Here is a 24,511-nt window from a genome sequence, read left to right on the forward strand (position 1 = left end):
CAGTCTGTTGGCATGGGGTCGCGACCCCATGCCTCATTTCCCCCATGCCTCATTTTCCCCCTCTAATTATTTTTCAAACTGGAAAACTACTGCATATTTCCAGGCTGCTTTTTGCAATGATTTAGGAATTACAATATTGATTTGATTTCCTGAAACTTTCCATGGCAATTTTTGTTTGCTGCCCAGTACCCGCACCTTGGTTCCCCTTCTTGGAACAATCCCTGTAAAGGAAATGATCCCCGGTAGTTGTTCATTTTCAGGCAACAGGTAAATAGCATTTACCAAATGTCCATCCTTTAATTGTGTAAAACATACCTTGCCGTCTTTATATGGGGCTATCACCCTCGTATTATAAATGGCACTCCCATTTACAGACATCCATTGACCAATTGAATCTAACCTGGTGTAAGCTACCGGATCAAAATCACCATCAGGGCCGGGACCGATATTCAATAAATAGTTGCCGCCTTTTGCTACGATATCAACCAGGTTATGGATGATGGTGTTAGTAGATTTATATTGATCTCCCGGCACATAAGACCAGGAATTGCCCATCGTCATACAAGTCTCCCAAGGATAAGAGAGAGGTTTGGCAGGTATCTGCTGTTCGGGTGTGCGGTAGTTTTCATAAGGACCGTGAACACTTCTGTCCACGACGATTAAACCCGGCTGATGCTCCCTGGCCATTTCAGTAATTGCCGGCATATTGATATCCTGGTCTTGCGGTGGCGTTTTAGACCATGATAACGATTCTTCCGTCTGCATACTAAGTGGTCGTACCCAACCGCCATCTAACCAAAGAATGTCTATCTTTCCATAACCCGACATTAACTCCTCGATCTGTTTATAAGTAAATTGTTGAAATTGTTTCCAACGTTCAGGGTATTTCTTTATCTCATAATTCACATTCCTGTCTTTAGGAGGGAAATAAGGCCACCAATAATATGGAGAATGCCAATCCGGTTTAGAAAAATACGCCCCGATGTGGAAGCCGTCATTTCTAAATGCGTCAAATACTTCACGGGCTATATTAGCTTTCGGATTTTTACTAAAAGGTACATTAGCCGCTGTGATTTTGTAATCGGATTGTTTAGTATCAAACATATTAAAACCATCGTGATGCTTGGTCGTAAACACCAGGTATTTCATTCCGGCGGCTTTTGCTGCATCGGCCCATTTGGAAGGATTAAACTTTACAGGGTTGAACTTTGTCGGTAAAGCTTCATATTCTTGCAGATATTGATAGTAAGGGATGCCGTATGGTTTTCTTTGGGTCCAGCCTTCATCTTCCGGGCAAATACTCCAAGATTCTACAACACCTTTTATACTATATGGCCCCCAGTGAATCATCAGTCCAAATTTCCAGTCCTGCCAATTGTCGAGCTTATGAAGTACGGCGGTATCTGTTTCCGGGACATAAGGATGCTCTTCCTGGGCGAACATCGGCAAGTTATAACCTGCCATAAAGAGTAACAGCAAAAAATATTTTCTCATATTATTATTTTTAACGCATTTCTATTTATAAGCATCCAACAAGTTCATTACGATAAGATTCGATTTGACTTGTTTCAAAGTCAAATTGGAACGCAAATAAATATTCAATGTCTCACCGGGCAAAACATCCATATAATTATCACTAAATACTGCGGACTTATCAGCGGGCAATTGCAGGTAAACATTTTTAGCAAGCCCAGATGAATGAACCTGTAAAATATACTGATCCCATTTAGCAATGATATCAACATCAACTGAAGGTTGTTGCAAATTCAAATCTTTAGGATCTTTCAAATAAAATACATTTCTGACGATCCCTCCTTTTTCTTCCTTCCATGTGGTTTCAATAAATACATTGGAAGTACTAGCAATATTCTCAATATCATTTATTGCTATATCAAAAACATTCAAACTACTGTTTCCCTTCAGTTCGACCTTCAAACTGGTATCTTTCAAAACCGTACCATCAAAGCGTTTTAACATCCAGGTAAATTTACCTTTAGCGGTATTTAGACGATCGGTAATGATATAAGATTTCAAAATGTTTTCATCTATATAATTGCTGACAATCGTCGTATCATAAGCTTTCTTTACAAAGAATTGTAAGGCTTTCCACCGTCCCGTATAATCCATGCTGGACCATGAAGCGGCAGGCCAGCAGTCATTGAGCTGCCAGTATAGCGTCCCCATGCAATAAGGCATATTCCTTCTATGCGCTTCCATACCAACTTTTATTCCTTCTGCTTGTAAAACCTGGTTTAAATATAAAAACGACGGAAAATCCTTGGGCTCTTTATAATAATGAAGCATATAAGTATTGATCGCGGCATTTCCCCTTGTAACACTTTTCTGGTGCGCTTGCATGACGTTTCCGTAAATATCATAATCCTTTTCCGTAGCAAAATTCGGCATCGTTTCAATACCGGGGAAGGACTGGAACCCGTACTCGCTCATAAACCGCGGTACTTTTACATTTAGCTGCTCAAACCATTCCATGCCGTGCCAGACTCCCCAGTAATGATTATCGCCCACCTTAAAATCTTCCGCTTTTCCCCAGTTACTAACCGGTGATGAAGAAAAATAAAACCTGCCCGGATCATTTTTATTAACTTCTTGCGGTAATAATTCTTTAAACAACTTATCGTATCCCTCCAAGAAATCTTCCCACTGTCGATCGGTATAAGCATAACTGCCCTTCCAACCCCAGTTCTTGATAGCAACTGCAATTTCATTATTCCCGCACCAAAGCGCCAAGGAAGGATGATTTCTCAAACGGCGGATGTTGTAAACAGCTTCTTTACGAACATTTTCAAAGAAATTTTCATCGGAAGGATAAAGGCTACAGGCAAACATAAAATCCTGCCATACTAGTATGCCCGTTTCATCAGCCAGATCGTAAAAAATATCTTTCTCATAAATACCACCGCCCCATACACGAACCATATTAAAATGGCAGTCTTTCATCGTGCGGAAGATCGATTGATATTGTTCATCTGTCACGCGCGGCAGAAAATTATCTTGCGGAATATAATTAGCCCCTTTCATGAATACGGGCACACCGTTTACTTTTACAAAAAAACTTTCGCCCCATTGATCGGGCTTGTTCACTACTTCAACAGTGCGTAAACCGATTTTCTTTACCTGTCGATCTACCACGTTATGAGCATAACTTACGGAAACTTCCACGGGATAAAGCACCTGCTTACCCAGTCCGTTCGGCCACCATCTATCCGGTTTCTTGATATTAAAAGGGATATCAATCTCTTGTTTCCCGGGTTGGCATGTAATACGCTTACTAACGGATGCAAATTTTTTAGCGGGACTGGAAATGCGGACTTCATATTCCCCTGCTTGCATAATATTCAATAGCAGCTGCGCATCTACGATAGCTACTTTTTCGCTTAATGATTTTTGTTGAAGGTATACATCTTCCAGGCTTGCTTTACGGGTAATCACCAGGTCTACCGGCAACCAAATACCCGAAGTTACGAACCGGGGTCCCCAATCCCAGCCATAATGATACGGCGCCTTCCGCGCATAGATGCTTAAGGGAATTTGTGCTTGGTCATTCCCTGCCGGATACAGCCATCCATCTCTAACAAAATTGGGCATATCATGCCTGATCGGGCTATGGAAATACACCTTCAATTCGTTATCGCCTATATGTACAAATGGCTTTACATCTATCCAATGCTCAATAAACATATTATTTGCCGAATAGATTTTCTGACCGTTGAGGTAGATATCCACATATGTGTCCAGTCCTTTAAAATTTAATTGCAGGGCATCAGCATCGATGGCATCAGCAGGAATGTTCAAATTCCTCTTATACACCCAATCTATATTTTCAATCCATTGTAAAGATTTTTCATTGGTACCGAAGAAAGGATCGGGAATTAATCCGTTGCCCAGCAAGTCGGTATGAACGGTACCGGGCACTTTGGCCGGGAACCATTTTTGTTCGTCTGCCCTTCGGAAAGACCAACCCTGATCTAACGGCATTCTTTGTTGTTGGGCAAAGGATATTGAAAAATTGACAAAAATTGATACAAAAATGACTAGAAATAGTCTGAACATGCTCATCCTTCAAAAGTTTGTATAAAAATGGGAAATAATCTTTAGATGGCAAGGGGCTGGGGTAAAAAGAAAGGCATGACGAACACGCCATGCCTTTTCTTCGTTTGCTGCTTTTCTTGTTAATTATCTTTACCAATTATCCTGATATAATTATTTCCTTGCGGCTTGTTAGAACCTTCCAAGGTTAAGCCGATCCAACCATATATAGTAGGCGTCACATCTAAAAGATTAGGCGCCCTGTTGGAAGAAGCCAATATTTCACCTAATGGGTTCCAAGAGTAATTCCCCACTATGGAAAAGTTTGATTGGGAAGGGCTGGCATCGATAAATTGATCGCCTTCACCTTCATCGCAGGACCAATTACCGATCAAGTTATTAATATGCGGATGGTCGCTAGGAACAGTACTTAATACTGCAAGTTCCTTGATCTCTTCATCGGGGAGCGCCGTATTCCAAATTCTGACATCTGCCATGTAGCAATCAAAGTATTGATCTGTAAAAACAGCAGGCCAATAGCCTAACACTAAGGGTTTGTCATTAGTGATTGGGTTGGCCGGGGTAAATTGGATATCTTTCCTATTTTCACCATCCAAAAAGATAGACATAGTATATGTTTGACCATCGAAATCGGCTCTACCGGTAACTGTATGGAAGTTATTATCCAAAATAGCGGTTGTTTGCTTTACTTCTTTTGTACTTTCTCCATCGCACATCCAAAATACCATCTCGTTACCTGTTTTTAAGAACGAATAACCTGGATTGGCGCTACCGTAACGCTCTTTAACTTTAGAGAAAAACGGGGGATATGAATACGAATAGTTTCCCGGTTCCCTTGGATTCACTTTCAATTTAAATTCAAAGGTCATGGAGCCATTAATATTATAACGATCATCCGGGTTTTCAGCTCTTACATAAGTGCTAGGGGTACCATTCAAACGTAAGCCCTTATCCAAGATTTTCGGTCCTGTATATTTTCCGGGAACGATTATGGGGCTGTAATAAATGCTGAATACATTCCTTTGCGCAGAAAGCTTACCTCCTAATTCATGCCCTGCACCGCCGCTGGTAGATTGTATTACAACCAACCATTCTTCTTTTTCATAATTCTCCCTGGCAGCCAAAGCATCCATAATTTTCCCGATCTGTTGATCGATCGATAATACTGCATTTGAATATTCGGCCACATTTTCTCCGAAACCATACTGTTGCCCAACTAATGCAGTTTGATTGAAGTTTACAATCATCAAATCGGGATTCGTAGTTTGTAAACGATCGATAGCAGCATTGGAGATATCTTCCGTGCTGGCGCTTGAACCAAGAGATACCACGTTATCAGACTGCGGGATAATAAAACTGTTGATATCATCCCAGGGCGTGATCGCAGTTACTTTAAATTCCAGGTTATCATTTTTCAGGAAGTGAATGAAGTTATCGTAATATTTGATTTCACTATGGCTTCCTACAACGGTTTTAGGAATCAGGGTACTGTCCATGATCAGGTGATCTATATATGGAACACCGGTAGTCATGGTTGCCCAACCGGTAGCAACGCTCGTTACTGTATCTGTTAGTCCTTCGAAAGTGTACACGCTTTTCGGTAATAATCCGCTGATAACGGGGGGCGCCATATCTTGCACGGTTTTACCGGCTAATCCATCAATCGCAATTAAGAGTACTTTCCTGCGTTTAAATTCCACGTTACCAAAATCTTGGGTGGTGGAGTCGTTGTCGTAATGCGATGGCAAAAAATCTTCTTTCACACAGGAAGAGAGACTGATTGCAGTCAGCAAGGCGGCAAGGGCGCTATATTTAAAAATATGTTTGATCATATCAAGGAGATTAATATTAGAAGAATTTCAACCAGAAGCGGTTTGCAATTTGCCAATCGTTGTTGATCGGAACGTTTAACCAGTAAGCGATCTGGTTAAATACTTCCGTATTATACGGTGGCACTACAGATTCATTCCCGGCACAAGGCAATATATAATTCAATAAATCCCAGCGGGCGCCGCTTGCAAGAACGAAACTAGGTCCGCCTCCCGGGGCAGTATTACGGATAACATTCCCGGTTCCCTCGGTAGCGTTCCAATGTCCTACCAGGTTATTAAATTTAGGATGGGATTCATCTATAACATTGGTACAGCTGAACTGCTGTATTGTTTCCGTGCTTAAACTGTCATTAAATATTCTTACATCACTCATATAAATGTCAGCCGGCGTACTTACAGATCCAGGAATAAAGCCCATCCTTAAAGGTGCCGGGGAGTTGACATTTCCCCTATCTGTGATTTCTTTCTCCCCGTTTAGCGCTCCATCTGTATACGTTCTCACGTAACGTTTGTTATTGTCTGTATTAGTATAAATTACCACGCTCAAGTGATGCCAGTTTGCATCATTGATAGTAGCACCTTTTAGTTGACTATTACCGGAGCCGGCCTTACCGAAGTTGATCATCCAATAATTACTTTCCAAGAACATGCACCATCCAACAACTCCCCCATCGAAAGATTGCCTCTTGGAAAAGAATGCAGGATAATAAGCGTTTGCTCCCTTATTAAAAGTGCGCATTTTCAACTCGATTGTATAATTGCCTGTTTCACCGAAGTTATACGCCTGATCATCTTCCAAAACGGCATTTACAGCTGATTCATCTTTACCGAACAAGCGGGTATTATATTTGATCGATTGCGGCAATGAAATCTTGGTTCCGTATAATGATGGGTTATAGTACAAGCTAAAACAATTCATCTCTTGATCTGTTCTACCACCATACGATTTATCTACACCACCATGCGTTGATTGCACGATCAGTAACCAATCTTCATCACCAGAATTTGTCCTGTCATTGATTGCATTTAAAAGGTCAGCCAAGTAGCTATCAAAAGTTTCTAACGCTGCCGCATATGCAGGCGAAGATGCATAGAACCCGTCTTCCTTTCCAGCTAAATTAACATTGTTGAAATGAACGATTACCAAATCGGCGCTATCGGATTTAAGGTGTGCCACTGCTGAATCACGAACCAGGTCATTATCATTATTCGGGATGCTGATTTTCACATCTGCATTAGATAATAAAGTTTGATTCAACTGCTCCCAAGGTGTAATAGCAATGGTACGTATATTCCTAGAGCTAGTTTGCTCCATTAATTGTAGGAATGAAGGATACCTTTCTCCACTTGCTGTTTTAGCTGTTAACGTGGAATCGGTAATTGTATTGACGGACGATCCTACGGCAGTCATGATATTTCCCCATGAAGCGCCATCTGTCGTAACGGTATCTGCCAACGCATCCCAGCTATAAGTACTATGTGGCAATATAGTTTGAATAGTAGGCGGGTTAATGGCAGCCAATTCTTTTCCCACCAATCCGTCTACCACGACCAACAAAACTTTACTCTTGCTGGAAGTGATGCTTGGCACCTCGGTTTTATTGGAGTTTACCAATTCTATTTTTTTACAAGCGGCAATAGTGATGGCTGCACCGATCAATGATAATGCTATGCCTCGCTTCGCGGAAAATATTCGCATAATTTCTTTTTTTCAGATGATTAACGGATATCATTTGTCCACAATTCTTCGTCTAACAACGGCAGATGCGATACTTCATCTACTGCTGACGGCGACACCACGATACCCCAATGATCGAAGAATGGCTTTAAATTGGTTTGTGCATATTCGGAAGCCTTAACGAAGAAGAAATTCTTCTTGGCTTCGTTGATTAAAAATGGTCTCGGTTCCCTTCTTCCTTCCGATGCGATGTAGGTCATCATACCGTATCCATATCTTTGGAACAATTGAACAAATGGCACCAACCTTTGGAATACATCCTTCACCTCGCTGAACCTCCTGGAGCCTACAGCCTGTGCTGCCCAGTCTAAAGCCGGTTGCACAAAATCTTCCTGGTAAATACGTCTCGGCTTCCTACCGTACCTATTCGCAATCTTGAACACGAATAAGTTATTGGATGTTTCGCCTAAACCATCTGCACCACCCCAGCTCCAAATGCTACCCATCTGGAAGTTATGGCCAAACTCGTGGAATGCACCCCAGCTCGCACCATCCCTGATCAGGGCGGTATCTATGAAGGTGTCGTGCCAATCGAGGTAAGCCATGCAAGGATAACCGCTGTGGCCGCTACCCAAGCTAATTTGAATGTCCAATACGAAACGGTGCTGCGTTGTTGGAGCCTGGTCGATGATATCCGCGGGCTCATCCGAAAGACCATACCACTCGTTATAATCTTTTTCGATGGCTTCATCCCACAGTTTCATCACCTCTTCGGCGTTGAATTTATCGAGTAAGGAAAGCATTACTTTGCGGTAGAAGGTAAACACTACCCGCTTACTGCGCATTTCAAATACCGGAACATTTGACCTGCGGAGCAATTCTTTCCATTCAGAATCCGAAGTTTCGCCCAATACGAAATCGGGCGATTTGCAAACGTTAGAGAATGTAAATGTGACCTTCTTGTCCGAAGGTTTGGAAGGTAATATGTAGATATTCCCCCCGTATATATTCCGGATGTAGTTAACACCCGGTACAAGCAATTTCCTGGTATAAATTACCCCGGCACGGAGCAAAGGGTACTTGGCGCTCACATTATCCGTATGGGCGCCGATCTGGATAGAAGCCCCATCCACGTTATCAGGAACCACTACTTTTACAAGCTCGCCCGGAGCTGCATAAAAGCCGGTACTTAACCAGTTGCCCGGCACAACGCTGATACGGATCTGGTCTGTCGGAACTTTATAATAAAAATCCAAGGTTACCGCCTGTTCCATCAAGCGCGGTTCCACTACGGGTACTAAGCCCGGAAATTTCTTCGCATCAGGGAAACCGCTACTATCAATAATCAGCATATTGGTATCTAACCTCGACAAACCCGCCGTATCTACCTTGGGTGGCTCATCATAGCCATCTTTAAAATTATATTCTTTGTCGCAAGCCGTAATGGCAATGGCTAGGAATGCCGCGCCTAACAAACTTTTTATGGTGAATGATTTCATCATCATCGAATTTTAAGGTTCAATTACTGGTTATAATTTGGAAAATCGCGGAAAGTCGCTGGCCAGCTACGTCCATCCAAAGACCAACTATTATCGATCGGCACCTGGAACCATTCCATGATGCGGAAAGGTATATCCACCGTATTAGGAACATATTTTTCCTGGTTAGGAATGACCGGGTATAAATAGTTACTGAAATCATTGAATTCTGTCCAAGCGTAAGGGCCTTCCAAGGTCATATCCATGTGATTCGCCGTTGCATCTTTAAATTGATCTCCTTCACCATCCAGGCAAGACCAGTAACCGATTAGATGTGAAAAATATTTGTGAGATTTATTCACATATGTACGGGGCGCCCAGGTCTTAATAGTTTCATCATCCACGATCGTATTCCAAATTCTTACATCAGCAGCACTGAAATCGATCGTATTGTCGGTAAATACGGTAGTATTATACCCCAACCTCAATGGTGAACTTGAATTGGCATTCGGTTCATAACCGGATATTTGAGATGAATTTTGCAACTCTCCATCTAGGTAAACCGATAGGTAGTAAGAGTTATTGGAATAACGAATAGTGCCCGCCAGGTGGTGCCAATCACCATCTTTCACATCCACGGTTTGCGCACTTAGGTTAGTGGCTGTAACCCCAACCCAAAATTGCATCTTAGCGCCGTTCCTAAAGAATGACCATCCCGGTGTGCTACCGTAACGATCTCCTTTTGTTAAAAACGGGGGATAGGAATAATTATAATCGCCATCTGCATCTTTATTAAGCTTAAACTTCATCTCGATGGTCAACTCATCCGTATTATGGATATTATATAAACCATTATCCTGAACGGCGGCCCTTACCATCGGTTTCGTAGGTTGGCCGGGCTGACCGGAAAGGCGAATGTACTTACCTTCGAATGGAACCCTCAAGTTTTCTGGCCTACCGACCACGCTCGCTTCAAACCTCGTGTTGAAAAACATCGTGAAGGTATTGCTGAGGGGATTACTGAAGATGGTACCATCACTATCCTCAGGATCAATGGCATAATCACCACCACGGCTGGAGGTAACAACCACCAACCACCTTTCGTCGCCGTATGTAGCGCGGCCTTGCATGGCAGCCATCAAGTCTGAAACATATTGATCGGCAGTATTGATAGCCGCGGCATATTGAGGCACCGAGGCATCGTATCCGTATTGCTCCCCGGCCTTATCAACTTCATTGAACTGAACGAACACCACATCCGCATCTGCATTCCCTAGCTCGGCAATAGCCGCATCGCGGGTTTGCAGATCAGATGCGAATGATTGATTTTGAGTAGCAGAATTCCGAATTACTTCGTTCAATAATTCAGGAGATGAACAGAATGCGGCACTACGTAAACCCGGCTTTTTCGCCTCTAACCTTTCGAAAAAGGTCGGGAAACTGGAGAAATCAGCATTGCTGAAATCATCACCGACTACGCCGCTTTTAGCAGAACGTACACCTGTTAGCATCGTCGTCCAGTTCTCACCGTAAGCGCTTGCAGTATCAGACAAACCGTTCCAGGTATACAGGGCGCTATCGCGCATCTCCCATAATTTTAACGGGCGTAATGCTTGAACGGCTGTACCCCTTGCTCCGTCAATCGTAATAAACAATAATTTAGGAGCGCCGGGCATCTTACCGTAATCATTATTATAAACATAGTCCTTCTTCGGTCCATCATCCGATTTATTACATGCCGCCAAGAAAGCGGTGGTAGCCAAGAAGTATAAGAATATTTTTTTCATTTGAACGATTTTTAAACCGTGAAACCGTGGTATTAACCACCAATTATTTTATCTCTCGAAAACAAGACGTACGATGTTGCCGACCGCGCTATTATCAAATGATTGAATAAAACCAACCAAGATCATGGCAGGATCGCCCTCTGCTGAAACCGTTTCAACCATATCTGTCACGATACCGTTGAATTTACCGGTGTTGTTATGATCGGCAGAAAGTGTTCCATCAGGGTTCAATACCATTAATCCGTACCGGGTTACATCTCCATATTTTTGGAAAGTTCCCGTGGTGATGATGTACCCGTTTGACATTTGTTTAGCATAAACAATGACACCGCCGGTTACTGCCTGTGGAATAAAGTTCGCATCCAGGGAACCGTCTTCATTCAAAACTGCCATGTTTTTGCGTGGTTGACCATTATAGGTGTCGAACAACCCGGTGATCACATATTTCTTAGTAGTCGCGTTGTAGGTGATCGAGTTGATGACGCCATTTGTACCGGTGCCGGCCATGAAGGTCGGATCCATATCACCATTTTCATCCAAACGGACGATGTTTCCCGTAGGCGTTCCATCGTAAGAAGTGAATCTACCTACCAATATCAGTTGGCCGTTTTCAGTCATATAAGAAGAACCTATATTCCCGATTACGCCTTGCTTTCCCTTATGTTCTGCCAAGTCATAATGGAAAGTAGAATCCAGGTTACCGTTTATGTCCATCCTGGCAATATTGGACACTTGCCTATAATCAGAGACCTTGGTATAACGGGTGGAGTTAGGGTAGTACACCTGTTGGTATACGTAGAAGTTTCCGACAACGTAAACCTTTTCATCGTGATAATATATCCTATTAATCGATCCAGTGAAACCAGCGTTAAATGCAGGCACGGTATCCACAGTAACTACTTCCGCGTTCCCTTCATGTTCCCCTGCTGCATCAATATCATCTTCCGTAGGGATCACATTAACGATCATCGTATCTAAATATCCTTGTTGATTAATCGCCGTGATACCGGAAATCAAAGAAGTATGTGAACCATAACGACTAAAACTACCGCCAATCAGAATTTTACCGTTTGGCAACTGCGCTGCATGGCGGATGATCCCCGTTGCACCAACAGCGGAATCCACACCGAATGCGCTTACATACGCACCGTTGGTTTCCGTCATCGTAATGCCGTATAAAGGGTTACTTACACCTGCGGCATTGTATTGAGTGAAGGCGCCGACTAACAAGTAGCGATTATTGCTGGTTGGTACGATACTGGATATCGCGCCGTTTGCACCGCGACCAGCCAAGAAAGTGCGGTCGATCTTCAATTTACCTTTCACTGTAAAAACGGGAGTATAAAGTAACTCATCGCCAATTTTTACTGTAACAGCGCCGGAACTGGCGAATGGCGGCACTTTTAGGGAAACAGAATTTTCACCGATATTGGTAACCTCCGCAAGTTGGTCGCCCATATAAAATTCAACGCTATCTTTATAAGGCAGCAGGCCGGTTACCTTAAAGGTTACGATATCGCCAGTACCGCCTTCAGCGGGCGTGGGCTGCCCCCTATCGAAGGCGATGCCTAATGGCGGCAAACCACCGGCATAAGGATCCGGGTAAACGGTTTCAGTTTCCTTACAAGCAAGGAAGCCCATTGCTACTAAAAGAACCAGGATAAAATATTTTGATAATTGCATCTTGTAATTTTTTTCGACTGATGTAATGCTTACTGCCCATTCAAGCCATACTGCCTGATAAGGAGATAAAAATCATTCACGATAAACCCAAACCTATGATTACTAAACTGGAGTGCATGCACGGCCCCATTCGTAGGTTCGATGTTTACGGAGGCTACATTTACCGTTGTCCAAAATATTGGCGAGATAGAATAATCACGGCTATAACTCAGTTGTAACTGGCGGTAACCAACATATTTCGCCCCTCCCTCGTCGTGGTAAAAAACGCCGATATGCATCGGTTCTTCCAGGTAGGAATTAAAAAACTGCCCGGGATAAGTATTAAATACGTTCGGATCAAATTGTTGATAGTCGTTTAACAAGCGTTTATCTTTAAAAAGATAACGGCTCAACATTGCTTTCCATACCGGGCCGGGTACCTGATCCAAAGTGCGGATCGTATCTTGCCCGATGTTAAACAATTCGCGGTTCGTATAATAAATGGTACTATCAAAGCTTACGTTACCTGGCGCGAAGAAGGTCACAGTTTCATTCTCCATCGTTTCGCGCAAGCCAGCCAAATCGATAGCCTTCACTACATCACTGAAATAGTACGGGTTCGATTCCAAGTATTGCATGATGTTTCCATCAAACTTACCATTGTGGGTACCTGAATCATCGTAATAATCTTTCTTGCATGCTGCTAACGCCAGGATACATCCTAAAACTGCGAAGAGCCATTTATATGTTGATTTCATGATCATTTTGCTTTTTAGGTGATTGATTAGCGCCAGTATTCGTTCAATTTCATGTAAGGATTATTAACGAGCGCCGTTTCAGTGATCGGCCAAGTCCAAGCCCCGCGTAAGAATGCTGATTGCGAGATAGGGTTAGAGCAATATTCACTATTCAGTATTCTACGCGTACGCACCAAGTCGTAGAAAGCATGTCCTTCCCCTTGAAGTTCTTTGCAGCGCTCCCAGAAGATGGCATCTTTTAAATCCGTACCACCAAGGCCATTATATAAAGTAGCTTCGGCACGGTTGCGGATCATATTGAGCAATTGCTTGGCGAGCTCCTCACCTGTACCGCCGGTTAGTTCGGCATTAGCTTCCGCCTCCAACAAAATGGCATCTGCATAACGGAATACGATCAGGTTACCATCGAAAGCGATGCCGCTGCCGGTATTTCCTTTAAACTTCAAAAATTCCGCGGTTGAGTTCTCGTTGTAAATATTTTGATCAAACCAAAGCTCTTTACGTTTATCGACTTCACCGATCGGGTAATATTTCTCGATATATTTATTCAACCAGTAAACGTAAGCTTGGCTGTATTGCGGTTGGCGCAGTACGTTGTCATTGAAATATTGATATCCCAAGCCACGTACTTCACCGTAGTTGACGTTTTGCGTAAACTCGAACAAGCCTTCCTGGGAACCGCCCCTGAACAGTTGGCGGAACTCACTTACGGTTAACAAGCGGTAAGCGCCGTTATTGGTTTCGCGTAATTCCTTGCCTAAGCGTGCTGTTTCCTGGTAGTATTTTTCCTTGTTGGCATCATCAAACCCTGCATTCCACATATTCATATGCATCATCAAGGCATACATTGCCCCCCGCGTAGGACGTACCGCGCGCATTTTAGGATCTGTATATGACCAGGGCAGGTAATCTTTGTATTCATCAACTTCCTTGATACAACTATTTAGAACATCTACAAAGTTGCTGCGGCCTATAATGCCGCTGAAGTAGGGATCCGTGTAATATGGTACATCACCGAAAAGACGTACCATGATGAAATACATGAAGTTTCGCACGAAAACCGCTTCACCCATGTAACGCTTTTTATCTGTTTCATCTAAAATGCCGGCATCGAGATTCTCTACAGCATCGATTAAAACGCCGCAGGATTGGATAACCTTAAAATAAGCTCCCCATTCAGGTATTTGGTTAAACCTAAAGAAACTGTTCCAATATGTTTCCCGCATTAATGATTTAAGATCATTAGTAACGAGGTAATTATAATAAACCCTGTTAAAACCGCTACGACTGAAATTTGTTTCACGGTAAATACCTGTTCTAAATTCTGCTGCTAAGAAGAAGGAATTATCCAATAATATGTCGGCCATTTCGGCGTACAGGTTGTTGGTAAACTTTTCCACATCTTCCCTAGTTTGCCAGAAGCTAGCCCCGGACTCTTTATCCGGCGACTCCGTATCCAGGAACTTTTCACAACTAGGCAAAGTGCCTAATAAGAAAATCATCCCGATTGCAAATATTATACGCTTCATATTGCTAGTATTAATTGCTTGATTCAATGTTGTTTGCTGCCTTTAGAATTGTACACTCAAACCTACTGTCACAGATCGACGTGCAGGATACCCACCACTTTGGTCACGTCCTAAAGCGGTTACGTTTTCAGGGTTCGGACCAGAATAGTTAGAGAACATGAACATATTATATACCGTTGCATACACCCTGGCCGAAGTAACTCCGTACCTACGTGTTTTAGCCCTGTCAAAGTTGTAAGAGAATGTGATCTGGTTGATCTTGAAGTAAGAACCATCTTCTTCAAACAAGGTTTGATCAATCCTATAAGGTCTTACGTAAGGAGAACGTGCATAATCATATGGGTTCGGATATGTTGCTTTATCACCTGCCTTTTCCCAGTAATTATATTCATCGATCGGCACCATGGCCAGGTTGCCACTCGGTTTAGAGAAGCTGGCAAAACGTTCAGCTATGGCATTGTTCAAGATTTTCCTGTAAGCAATGTAGGCGCCGTAAATATTCAAAGAGTAATTCTTGTATTGAACAAACAGGCTAGCTCCACCGTTCACTAAAGGCTGCGAGTTACCTGCATATACACGGTCATGTTCATCGATGATATAATCACCGTTCATATCCGTCCAGATAGGATCTCCGCCGCGTAAAGGAGTATAATAAACGTTATCATTTACAACACTTTTCACAACTACGGGTTTACCCGTTACAGGATTCACCGGAACATCGGCATCTGTTGCATATACGCCCGTAGTATTATAAAGAACGTTGGTCAAGGCATTTTTACCAACCCTGTACAGGATATCTTGCCCCGCGGATTTATCGTAGTAATACATCTCACGTTTACCGTTTGGCAGGCGCGTGATCCTATCTTTCACATAACTTCCGTTAAGGCTGAAAGTCATATTCCATTCGCTGGTGCTCGGTAATAAACGTGCCGTGATTTGATATTCAAACCCGATGTTTCTCCAGGCCAAATCATTCGATTTAACCTTGTTAAAACCGTTGACATCAGGCAAATCAATTTCGTATAATGAGTTATCCACATCCTTCACATAGAAATCGAAGGTTCCCGTAATACGGCTTCTCCATAAGCCCATATCGAAACCGAAGTTCAACGTTGTATTGGTTACCGGCTTCAAATCATTATTAGGCAAGTTTTCATACTCTATGCCGCTCACGGGCTGGTCGTTATACCTAGCACCGTTGCGATCGGTATAAATCCCGTAGGCATCGAAGATATCACCCTGCGGTGTTACATTTTTACCCCAGGTAGCACGGATGGCGCCGTAATCCAGCCAAGTGGAAGTTGAAAGCGCTCTCAAGCGGTTGAAGTTCCAACGTAAACCGATAGAAGGGTTATTTGAATAAGGTGTTTTCTTTCCAGATGTAGAGCTGGCATCCAAGCGGTAGCTCAAATCCAAAACATACATTTGGTCATAGTTATAGGAGAAGGTGGCCGCGTTACCCACGATGCGTTCATCGTAAGAACCGGGCATCACACCACCACGGGAATAATAACCATCATTACCATAAGGCCCCTTGAAATCATCGCTCGGGGTCCGCTCGAGTTTCACGGTGTTGGCTTGGTAAGTATTCCTGTTCAACTCGTTAAAAACGGCGATCGTGAAATTATGTACATTATTCACCGTTTTGAAATAAGATAAACTAGCCCTGTTATTGAAGATAGTTTTCTTATCATAAAATGAATACATCGAGGAGAAGTTACTATTGATCGCGGCAGGAACGAAATTTTCTTCCGTTGCCGATTGGTTTTCGAAACTTACATTGTTTGCAACGTGCAAACCGGGAAACAGTTCATAATCCACATCTAAGCTCGTTCTTACGTTGGCCGTCTTATTATTATTATCCGTTCGTAATGCCGCTATGGCCGAAGCAGACGAGGAGTAGAACGATGGCGCAGGCATCAACGATGATTGGGCGCCCGCCTTCGCGACATCGGTTTGCAATAACCCGTTACCGCTACCTTTCTTATTAAGCCCCAAGCTGGTGGATATCGTGGAGAATACACGCAACCTTTGTGTTGGCCTATAGGTCATGTTCGTACTTAAGGCATACCTTTCGAAACCGGTATTCTTCATGATACCTTTCTCATTGTAATAGCCAACGTTTGCCTTATAGTTGAAGCGATCATCACCACCGGAAACGATCAGGTTATGCGTTTGGTTGTAAGCATAATCATAAAACAGGCCTTGCCAGTTGGTAGAGTTGTTATAAAAAGGATTTAAACTATCGGATAAGAATGGTGTTTCATTGACAATTTCCGCGGCTTTGTAAAGCGAATCGGTATATTCCATGTATTGGTTAATACGTCTGCGGCGCTCTTCTTGTCCACCGATTACGGGGCGTAACGTTGGAGGAATACTCACGAAGAAATTACCGGTATACTGAACAATCGGCACTTTTGATTTACCACGTTTCGTTGTTACCAAGATAACACCGTACGCACCCCTTGAACCGTACAAGGCAGTTGCCTGTGCATCTTTCAACACCTGTATACTTTCAATGTCTTCCGGGGGAATCAATGACAAAGGACTTAAACCAGGACCAGCCTGATCGAATCCATATTGATAGTTGGAGTTCGGATCTACCGGCACACCATCGATGATGAATAATGGGGAGGTTGGTCTAAGGAAAGCTTCGCTACCGGAACCAGAAATCGCGATGGAGTTCAAACCACGCATCTGGATTGTACCGGCATAACCGGGAGCGCCCGTATTATTCTGGATATTCAAACCCGCAACCTTACCTTGCATCAGTTCCATTACGTTCGCAACGGGTACGTCTTGCAATTCCTTCCCGCTGATCAGGGTGGTTGCCCCGGAAACAACTTCTCGCGATTTTTTCTGGTAACCGATGATCACCGTTTCTTTCAACTTGCTTTGTTGTTCCGCCATCATGATCTTATACTTGGCGCCTTCCTTTGCTTTTATAGAATAGGCAGCATAGGAGATAGAACGGAATACAACTTCCGCCCCTTCCGGCACCGTGATAGAGAAACTACCATCAGCCGCCGTGGCAGCGATCGGTTTCAATGGCTTCCCGGTATAGATACCCAATCCCGGGATGGGCGTATTGGTACTTTTTTCGTAGGCAATACCTTTCATGGTTACCATTTTTTGTTGCGCTGCAACATGGCCCATGATCATCATTGCCACCAAGAGGGCCCACAGGCCTTTAGCTTTTCGTGATAAAATATATTGTTGATACATCCAAATTATTTTTTCGTGTTGAAACAAGTTTACCGGTCCGATTAATTGTCCTCAAAATCCGGGTTAAAGTCTTTGAACCAGAAGACGATCTTCCAATCACCGGGTTCATAAATGGCAAAGTTGAAATCCAGGAAGGCGCTTTCAACAAAAGTTCCCTGGTTGATCCTATCGTATGAGAAGGATACTTTAGCCATATTGCCCAATAAATTGGTGTATTGTGTATTTCTAATGGCGCAAGGGATCGGGTAAGGCACTTCATACTTCACATCTACGGGAGTAAATACCGGCTCACCGAAATGGTGCAATAAATCATTCCATTTCGTCCTTTCAAATTTTAATGGATCGATCGGTTGGTATGCAGTATCTCTAAATTCGAATGATAATGTATTTCCTTTCGATGCCTGGTCTTTATAAAAAAGTACCCGTACATTATAGTTTGATAAATAAGAAGCATCTTCACCTTCCATCTTCATGTTACTAACACTTGTAGGCACAATATAACCCAAGGTATTCCCTGTAATCGGATCGATATCCGAGGGTTCATATGCCCTGGGACGCATTGGCTTTAACTCTAAATTCTTGAAAGATTTGCTACCACCACTGTTGGAAACTTCAACATCAAATAAATAACCGGGATCCGGTTGCATCTTAACTTGGTTAAGGTACTCCAGTGTTTCCGGTCTCCAGAAAATGAAATGCCCGCTGTGTTCCCTCACTTCAAATAATTTGTGGTATTCTATCTCCCTTTTGGATTCAAGTTCCTCCCTCGTTTTCTCCAAGCCCGTATACGGGGTTTTCCACACTTTAACTGGGAAAGTCAACTTGAAAACATCCGCGCTATCACCTTTCGCGGTGCGGATATTCGTAATTTTGAAAGTGAGTGGATAAGTAGAATTATCAGCATTAAATATAGAACCGTACTCATCTTCCGGCATAATACTACTGCGCCCCAATACCGGCTCGTAAGTAGTCACGGAGTAATTAGCTCCCCGGCTAAAAAAGTCGACATCCGCAGGTAGCTTGATACATCCCACGGTAATCGAAACTACCAGGGCTACCAACATCAAATATTTATATAAACTCTTCATTGGTCAATTAGAATTTTATCGATTGAAACGTGTAATGAATTCATCAAATCCAAACTCATGGTCGCTCGCCAAAGTATGTAGCACCCCGTTCGAGAGATATGTATCCATGGCTGAAGTATTCGTCCTTACCCATCGAACAATATAAAATGATTGCTTGGTGTCACTGTAAATAATGTACTTCGGTCCTCCATCTTCAAAGCCGGAAGCAGGTTGTACATATAATTGCATATTCATTTCCTGGTTGTACTTCAGCGAATTGAAATTGCGTCCATCTACGAAGCTGGCAACGCTGTCCGTAGTAAAAGAACCGGGTATCACGTACCTACAGAATAACGTATCAAGATTTTCCCTATCCAAATCCGCGAGGTATAATTTCTCTTTACCCTCGCTTTGTCGGAGTACGTTTAAATTGTATAAGGCCGTTTCAAAAGAAGCATTGGGTATGGCAAAGACAGTGAGTTTATTACTTCTAAAAATTCGTTCCAAACCTAAACGGTCTATCAAGTACACCATGGAATCATAAACCCCTACTTTACTTTTAAGATGTTCGTAAATATTGGAGTTGATAACATTTGGATTTTTCTCAAATTCATAATAACCACCGTCCTTTTGACAAGCCGAGAAGAATAGTCCAACCAATGCAAAGCTCAAGATGGCTATACCTGTTAAAGCATTTCTTTTTTTCATAGTTGAAATTAATTTAACCAGTAAGCGTTTTGTGTAAGTTTAGGATTGGATTTGAGTACTTCATCTGCAATGGGCCAGTAGATACCGCCACTATTGATCAAAGTCATCATATCCGGGTTATTTTTCTTAATTTTTTGATACCTGATCTGGTCAAAAAACCTCCATCCTTCTCCTGCCAGCTCCCTTCTCCTTTCCGCGAAAATTTCATCGATCATGTCTTTCCCTTTGAAGCTCGGATTGATGATGCCGCGGCTTTTCATCACGTTACTCACTAAAAGTTCCGCCTCACCCCTATCGCCTGTTTGTACCGCGGCTTCTGCACGCAGCAACGACAATTCTTCCATCCGCGTAAACATCAACGTGGCATTATTCAAGCGGAAAGCGCCCTTATCTTCGCCACCATCTTCAATCACCTTGATCTTTGAGAATACCGGGATATTCGTATTATAATTTGAAAAGTAGTAATCGGTTTTAGGGTAACCGGTGGTTAAATCGATGCTGAAACGTTCATCATTTGGTTGATTGAAATATTTCAAGATCGTATCCCTCGGCATATATACATCCGGCAATAATTTACTTGTTATCGGCGCTGCCAAAGTAAACTCTTGCAGATGACCGGCCAAGGTCCCTTCCGCACTCTGGTAATCGAAAGCAAAATTCAAAATCTGGCTGGGACTACTTTGCGAGAAGAATCCATCTTTACCTTTCGTTAAGTTTTCCGTAAGATTGGTAAAAGAAATATTTGCATAATCGTAGTTGTCAAAAATAAACTGCGTGTACGACATCACGCGATCATACTGTTGTTGCCATGCCGCAATATGCGCCAATACAGAGTAGGCGCTAATCTTGTTAAAGATCGTTCCACGCCAACGACCGTAACCTTCGTTGTAGTAATCACCCGGCGACTGCGGATCGGTTCCATTATAAATAAAAGGTAGATCCAAGGCCGCTTCAACGATTTCCTTTTCAGCGAAAGCTAAAACGGTGGCTTGCGGTGTTCTTTCGAATTGAGGAAACTCCCCATCATAAGAAGATGTTATTAAAGGAACATCTCCCCAGATACGGGACATATAAAAATAAAGGAAGGCCCTCAAGCAACGCATTTGGGCAATGTCCAAACGATTGTTGATATCGGTATAATAAGCATCTAATTCCTTGATACCTGGAGAACGCTCGATGAATAGGTTAATCGAGTTGATGGCAGCATAAAAAGCTCTCCAGTTTTTTAACTTTTGAACCAAGGGAAAGGATACACCCAAGTTATTATTGATAATGGATTTTAAATCCGTCCTTGAAGTGGCAACAAAGTCACCCATCCTGAATTCGCCATACATCCAAAAAGCTGCATTTTCACTTAAAGCAGCCCTGGAAAGGCCATAAGCGCCGATCAAAGCACTTCTCGCATCTTCGATCGATCTCCAGTAACGATCTTCCTTTACTAACCTTGATGGCCTTACATCCAAGAAGTTGTTGCAAGAAGCAAACATGGATAGCAACACCAAGGCGATCGCTGTTTTCTTTATTGAAGGAAATATTTTTTTCATACTATTCATCTTGATATGATAATATTTTACAAGTCCATTTTTATACCGATGGTATATGTTTTAGGAATAGGCAATGCATAAAAGTTATCATAACCATTATATTGCACTAACTCCGGATCTCCACCTGTATAATTGGTGAATGTGAGTAAATTATTACCGGTCGCATACACGTAGAACTTCTTGAAATAACCTTTCTTATTGATCAACCTCCAACCTGTCAGGTCGTAGCCAATGGTAAGTGCACGTAATTTCACAAAGGATGCATTCTCTAGGAACAAATCCTGGTCTACACGGTAAGGCACAACTGCGCTCCAAGGGTTATACACTGGATAAGATTTCATATCCAAGTCTTTTTGCCAGAAAGTGATGTCTTTCACGGAATTCATATCGGTGCGACCATCGCGGTTGATAAAATCATAACGGGCGGCAGTTTTTTCATTAATAGCGCTATGGCCACCTGCATAATAGAATGTTGCACCCAAGTTGAACTTGCCGTAAACGAAGTCAAACCCGAAGTTGCCGCTATAGGTAGGCAAGCTGTGACCTTTCAGCACTTTATCTTCATCGTTCACAACGAAGTCGCCGTTAGTATCGTTCCAGATTGGATCACCAGCTTGGAAAGGGGCGCCGATAAAGTTCATCGGTTCGCCGGTTTTACTGTCGATTGGTACTTCTGAATCCGAATTGTAAATGCCTTTATTTTCATATAACCAGAACGCATCAATAGGTTTTCCTACTTCAAGTTTCCTGCTACCGCTAACAAATTCTGTTGCGCCACCCGGTAAGGCCTTCAATTCATTCCTGTTCTTGCTGAAATTCACGAATGGCGTGAGGGAAACTTTTCTCTTTTTAATAACGGCAGCGGCCAGGCCAATTTCAAAGCCCTTGTTATTGACCTCTAGCCCGTTCGCATAATTTACGGTATAACCCGATTCTGCAATGGCAGGCATCCCGATAATCATATTTTTATCGTTCTTGTTGTATACCGCCAAGTTTAACATCAAGCGGTTTTCAAACAAGCTAATATCTGTACTAACATTCGTAATATCAGTGTAAGGCCATGCAAAGTCATCAGCAACATAGCCCGAAGTATAAGGGCGCGAAAGCCCTGCAAAAGCATTGTAAGAATAGGCCGTTTTATTACCTTCCCAACCCAGCTCAACCCTGTATTGCGGGCCAGCACCGAACCTATCATCATTTAACAACCTACCCATCCTGCCCCAGGATGCTGATAACCTCCAATCGCTGATCGCGTCATTAGTTTCAAACCATTTTGACTTGATATCCATAGAACCGGAGATGGTAGGCGTGAAGAACCACCTATTGGCAGCATTCATATAAGAGCTACCATCATTTCTTAGGGTTACAGATAATTGATATATATCCCTGAAGGAGTATACGGCGTTAGCGTAAAGAGAAACGAGGCGATGCTTTGTTTTATCGATATAACGGAATACTAACTGGTTGCCGAAGTTTGTAGGCAACAAGTAATTGACGCTATTTTTGTCTCCATCAACCAGGTTCACCTTGATACGATCACTGTATCCCCTGTAAGCACGGGTGTAAGAATATTTCCATTCATCAGACTGCAATGATTGCCCGAGCTCGATCTGCACGCGGCTATCGGCGCTCAATTTCCATGCGGAGCGTAGGATATTCTCCAACATCACCCTTTGGTTGCCGCCGAAATAGTTGGAAACATAGTTACTGTTATCACTTAAAATCGAAGGCCAGAACACATCCCTGCTGCTTTCGTTATAATCGTAACCAATGCGGGAGATGAACTGAAATTTCTTTAGGTCAAACGAGAGGGAGAAAGAACCCTGCACGAGGTTAAGGTGGTTTTTGTCGAAAGATTTATCCAGGGCATCCTGGTATTTCTGGTAGCCATTGGCGGAAGGAGGAAGCGGGGCGGACACGTCCGGGATATAATTCATTTCCCCGAAACGATCGCGCATGCTCGTATTGCGCTGGCGATCAATGCGCGTGGCATTCACCATAGCAGAAGCCATTAACCATTTTATCGGTGACATATTTACCAAGAAGTTGGCATTGTATTTATCCATCTTCGTGTTATCGGCAACACCGTTATTGGTTTCCTTATTAGCAAAAAAACGGAAATTGGCCCTCTCGGAGCCACCTGAAATACTAGCGTTTATGCCGTAAAGAAAAGTGTTGTCAAAGTATTTATCAGTCCAGTTTGCAGGACCATAATAATCCATGTTGGAAGAATCTCTCAAATATGCAGGATATATCAATGAATCGCCGGATCCCGCATATTTCTGGTAGAATGGCCTGCGGAAATTATTCTCGTATGCCGCGTTCGTAGTATAAATAGGATCGTATAAATTCATGCCGAAATAAGAATTTACACTGATCAGTTTATCACCGGATTTAGCCTGCTTGGTAATAATATTGATGGCCCCATTGGCAGCCCATGGTCCTAATTTCCCGTCTGCATCCTTGATAATCTCGATACTTTCAATATTGTCGAGGTTCAAGTTATTGAGGAAGTTGGTAGCTGGACCGAGGCGGTTAAATTCGTATTGTTGTATATCGTAAACCAACACGTTATCCTGCAATAAGGGAATCCCGTTTAAAAATACGGTTGGTTGAACGGCACTCAAATCTTTTTTACTGAAAAGCGGCATTGCAAGGCCACGGACAAACATATTTTGTTCGGTGCCGGGTTCGCCGTTCGGCTCTTGTACGAATAATCCCCTTAAGTTCCCCTTCAACATTTGCTGAACAGAGAGATTAGGATACATAGCATTTTTAAGGATATCTAGGGTATCATTTTGTTTAAGGCCTACGGGAGCTTTCGGTATGATTAGATTAACCGGCTGCCCGGAATCCCCGGGGATGGTATCTCTATAACTCATTAAACCATCCGATGCAAAGCTCCATTGAATGCCGAAAGAACACAATGCTATGGTAAGCATTGTAAATCGGAATATCCCTGGCAACCGCATATACAGGTGATCTTTCATCGTTAGAAGTATTTTAGACTGTTTCATGTAAACAATAGCTGTCCAGCCAGGTCCACGAAGGGCACCTGCCACGGGAAATGCTTCCCGGCATAATAAATGTGATTAAGGAATAAGGCTAAAATCGCCTAATGAATTGATTATAAATTAATTATAATAAAAAATCCATACTCGTCATAGGTGAAATT

At 42.8% G+C, this 24,511-nt stretch carries 14 protein-coding genes; all 14 read right to left on the reverse strand.

Features of this window, described 5'->3' with window-relative positions; all coding sequences use genetic code 11:
- Positions 1–66 precede the first annotated feature (66 nt).
- The 14 genes from COR50_RS01355 to COR50_RS01420 all read right to left on the reverse strand — a co-directional run bounded on the left by COR50_RS01355 (position 67) and on the right by COR50_RS01420 (position 24,326).
- Entirely contained in the window at positions 67–1,494 is a 1,428-nt protein-coding gene (locus COR50_RS01355; RefSeq protein WP_098192306.1) for an alpha-L-fucosidase, read from the reverse strand.
- A 21-nt stretch (positions 1,495–1,515) separates the two neighbouring features.
- A complete protein-coding gene (locus tag COR50_RS01360; RefSeq protein WP_232516247.1) occupies positions 1,516–3,996 on the reverse strand; it encodes a beta-mannosidase in 2,481 nt (826 codons plus the stop codon).
- A gap of 194 nt (positions 3,997–4,190) precedes the next feature.
- Positions 4,191–5,900: a LamG-like jellyroll fold domain-containing protein gene (locus COR50_RS01365; protein ID WP_098192307.1), complete on the reverse strand. Its 1,710-nt coding sequence runs from the start codon at positions 5,898–5,900 to the stop codon at positions 4,191–4,193.
- A 16-nt stretch (positions 5,901–5,916) separates the two neighbouring features.
- Positions 5,917–7,599 carry a LamG-like jellyroll fold domain-containing protein gene (locus COR50_RS01370; RefSeq protein ID WP_098192308.1) on the reverse strand — a complete coding sequence of 561 codons (1,683 nt, stop codon included), beginning with the start codon at positions 7,597–7,599 and terminating at the stop codon, positions 5,917–5,919.
- Between the two features lie 20 nt (positions 7,600–7,619).
- Positions 7,620–9,077 carry a M60 family metallopeptidase gene (locus tag COR50_RS01375; protein WP_198405751.1) on the reverse strand — a complete coding sequence of 486 codons (1,458 nt, stop codon included), beginning with the start codon at positions 9,075–9,077 and terminating at the stop codon, positions 7,620–7,622.
- A gap of 23 nt (positions 9,078–9,100) precedes the next feature.
- Positions 9,101–10,843, reverse strand: a complete 1,743-nt coding sequence (locus COR50_RS01380) for a LamG-like jellyroll fold domain-containing protein (RefSeq protein ID WP_098192310.1) — start codon at positions 10,841–10,843, stop codon at positions 9,101–9,103.
- A 48-nt stretch (positions 10,844–10,891) separates the two neighbouring features.
- The gene (locus tag COR50_RS01385; RefSeq protein WP_098192311.1) at positions 10,892–12,526 is read right to left on the reverse strand and encodes a DUF5008 domain-containing protein; all 1,635 of its coding nucleotides are present in this window, start codon (positions 12,524–12,526) and stop codon (positions 10,892–10,894) included.
- Positions 12,527–12,555: 29 nt separating this feature from the next.
- The gene (locus COR50_RS01390) at positions 12,556–13,263 is read right to left on the reverse strand and encodes a hypothetical protein (protein ID WP_157760584.1); all 708 of its coding nucleotides are present in this window, start codon (positions 13,261–13,263) and stop codon (positions 12,556–12,558) included.
- 26 nt (positions 13,264–13,289) lie between these two features.
- Positions 13,290–14,792, reverse strand: coding sequence for a RagB/SusD family nutrient uptake outer membrane protein (locus COR50_RS01395; RefSeq protein WP_198405752.1), 1,503 nt, complete (start codon positions 14,790–14,792; stop codon positions 13,290–13,292).
- Positions 14,793–14,834: 42 nt separating this feature from the next.
- A complete protein-coding gene (locus COR50_RS01400; RefSeq protein ID WP_098192313.1) occupies positions 14,835–18,017 on the reverse strand; it encodes a SusC/RagA family TonB-linked outer membrane protein in 3,183 nt (1,060 codons plus the stop codon).
- A 41-nt stretch (positions 18,018–18,058) separates the two neighbouring features.
- Complete coding sequence (locus COR50_RS01405) at positions 18,059–19,105, reverse strand: DUF5007 domain-containing protein (RefSeq protein ID WP_098192314.1); 1,047 nt, start codon at positions 19,103–19,105, stop codon at positions 18,059–18,061.
- A 15-nt stretch (positions 19,106–19,120) separates the two neighbouring features.
- A complete protein-coding gene (locus tag COR50_RS01410; protein ID WP_098192315.1) occupies positions 19,121–19,792 on the reverse strand; it encodes a hypothetical protein in 672 nt (223 codons plus the stop codon).
- 8 nt (positions 19,793–19,800) lie between these two features.
- On the reverse strand, positions 19,801–21,336 hold the full coding sequence (locus COR50_RS01415; protein WP_232516248.1) for a RagB/SusD family nutrient uptake outer membrane protein: 1,536 nt from the start codon (positions 21,334–21,336) through the stop codon (positions 19,801–19,803).
- A 26-nt stretch (positions 21,337–21,362) separates the two neighbouring features.
- Positions 21,363–24,326, reverse strand: a complete 2,964-nt coding sequence (locus tag COR50_RS01420) for a SusC/RagA family TonB-linked outer membrane protein (protein WP_198405753.1) — start codon at positions 24,324–24,326, stop codon at positions 21,363–21,365.
- Positions 24,327–24,511: the final 185 nt, after the last annotated feature.

The organism is Chitinophaga caeni, from assembly GCF_002557795.1.
GTDB lineage: Bacteria > Bacteroidota > Bacteroidia > Chitinophagales > Chitinophagaceae > Chitinophaga > Chitinophaga caeni.

What these genes read in the sequence shown, in the direction of transcription:
- COR50_RS01420 (WP_198405753.1), bottom strand. Translation starts at nt 24,326, where the DNA reads ATGAAAGATCACCTGTATATGCGGTTGCCAGGGATATTCCGATTTACA.
- COR50_RS01395 (WP_198405752.1), bottom strand. Translation starts at nt 14,792, where the DNA reads ATGAAGCGTATAATATTTGCAATCGGGATGATTTTCTTATTAGGCACT.
- COR50_RS01385 (WP_098192311.1), bottom strand. Translation starts at nt 12,526, where the DNA reads ATGCAATTATCAAAATATTTTATCCTGGTTCTTTTAGTAGCAATGGGC.
- COR50_RS01375 (WP_198405751.1), bottom strand. Translation starts at nt 9,077, where the DNA reads ATGAAATCATTCACCATAAAAAGTTTGTTAGGCGCGGCATTCCTAGCC.
- COR50_RS01380 (WP_098192310.1), bottom strand. Translation starts at nt 10,843, where the DNA reads ATGAAAAAAATATTCTTATACTTCTTGGCTACCACCGCTTTCTTGGCG.
- COR50_RS01410 (WP_098192315.1), bottom strand. Translation starts at nt 19,792, where the DNA reads ATGAAAAAAAGAAATGCTTTAACAGGTATAGCCATCTTGAGCTTTGCA.
- COR50_RS01370 (WP_098192308.1), bottom strand. Translation starts at nt 7,599, where the DNA reads ATGCGAATATTTTCCGCGAAGCGAGGCATAGCATTATCATTGATCGGT.
- COR50_RS01355 (WP_098192306.1), bottom strand. Translation starts at nt 1,494, where the DNA reads ATGAGAAAATATTTTTTGCTGTTACTCTTTATGGCAGGTTATAACTTG.
- COR50_RS01400 (WP_098192313.1), bottom strand. Translation starts at nt 18,017, where the DNA reads ATGTATCAACAATATATTTTATCACGAAAAGCTAAAGGCCTGTGGGCC.
- COR50_RS01415 (WP_232516248.1), bottom strand. Translation starts at nt 21,336, where the DNA reads ATGAAAAAAATATTTCCTTCAATAAAGAAAACAGCGATCGCCTTGGTG.
- COR50_RS01360 (WP_232516247.1), bottom strand. Translation starts at nt 3,996, where the DNA reads ATGCCGTTAGATCAGGGTTGGTCTTTCCGAAGGGCAGACGAACAAAAA.
- COR50_RS01365 (WP_098192307.1), bottom strand. Translation starts at nt 5,900, where the DNA reads ATGATCAAACATATTTTTAAATATAGCGCCCTTGCCGCCTTGCTGACT.
- COR50_RS01390 (WP_157760584.1), bottom strand. Translation starts at nt 13,263, where the DNA reads ATGAAATCAACATATAAATGGCTCTTCGCAGTTTTAGGATGTATCCTG.
- COR50_RS01405 (WP_098192314.1), bottom strand. Translation starts at nt 19,105, where the DNA reads ATGAAGAGTTTATATAAATATTTGATGTTGGTAGCCCTGGTAGTTTCG.